The organism is Vibrio sp. 1727, assembly GCF_033344415.1.
GTDB classification, from domain to species: domain Bacteria; phylum Pseudomonadota; class Gammaproteobacteria; order Enterobacterales; family Vibrionaceae; genus Vibrio; species Vibrio alginolyticus.
Map to the genome: position 1 here is coordinate 1 of NZ_JAWPOT010000099.1, position 1016 is coordinate 1016.

Consider the following 1016-nt stretch of genomic DNA (forward strand, 5'->3'; position numbering starts at 1 on the left):
TTTAGAAGGCGGTTTGCTAGAAAACATCAGCGAACTAAAAAACACCATCGACAATGCAAAAAGCAGTCTGCAAGACAGCATGAAAATGGTCGGTGACGATCCAGCGCAACTGTTGCAAATGCAGTGGGCGTTAACGCGAATCACGTTTCAAGAAGAGCTGATCGCGAAAACCGTGGGTAAAACCACACAGAATGTCGAAACGCTTTTGAAGGCGCAGTAATGATGAAGAATAAAATGCGCGCGCTTTGCCTTGTATTGGCGCTGTTTTTGGTGGGTTGCCAAACCGAGCTTTACACCAATGTAAGCCAAAAAGAAGGCAACGAAATGCTGTCGATCTTGTTATCGGAAGGCGTGGTGGCGACCAAAGAACCGGACAAAGACAACAAAGTAAAATTGATGGTCGATAGCTCGCAAATCGCGTTCGCCGTTGATGCATTAAAACGCAAAGGCTACCCACGAGAGCAGTTCTCGACGTTAAAAGAAGTGTTTCCAAAAGACGATTTAATCTCCTCGCCATTGGCGGAAAGAGCGCGTTTGGTTTACGCAAAATCGCAAGAGTTGTCATCAACGCTATCGCAAATTGATGGTGTGCTGGTGGCGCGAGTCCACGTGGTACTCGAAGACCAAGATCTTCGCCCAGGCGAGCGTCCTACTCCTGCTTCGGCATCGGTGTTTATTAAACATGCTGCCGATGTAGCGTTGGACTCTTACGTTCCTCAAATCAAATTGTTGGTGAACAACAGTATTGAAGGGCTGAATTACGATCGCATTAGTGTCGTGATGGTGCCATCTTCGGAGGTGCGAGTGACTACTCAAAGCAACCAATTTAAAAGTATTTTGTCGGTGCAAGTTACCAAAGAAACGGCGAACCATCTCATCGGGATTTTAGTATTTATGGTACTGCTATTGATTGGCTCGAATGTCGCGACGTTCACGTGGTGCCGCAGGAGCGCAAAGCGTGGTTAAACCTGAAACACCGATGGCTCAGGTGCTGCATCAGTTCAACTACTGCCCAT

At 47.2% G+C, this 1016-nt stretch carries 1 protein-coding gene and 1 pseudogene; both read left to right on the forward strand.

The genetic code is table 11. The features are described 5' to 3' along the window. A pseudogene (gene vscI, locus R8O10_RS24070) lies at positions 1-220 on the forward strand (SctI family type III secretion system inner rod subunit VscI); the annotation flags it as partial. After that, the gene (vscJ, locus tag R8O10_RS24075; protein WP_005500485.1) at positions 220-966 is read left to right on the forward strand and encodes a SctJ family type III secretion inner membrane ring lipoprotein Vsc; all 747 of its coding nucleotides are present in this window, start codon (positions 220-222) and stop codon (positions 964-966) included. The pseudogene vscI and the gene vscJ, both read left to right, overlap by 1 nt. The last annotated feature ends 50 nt before the right edge of the window (positions 967-1016 follow it).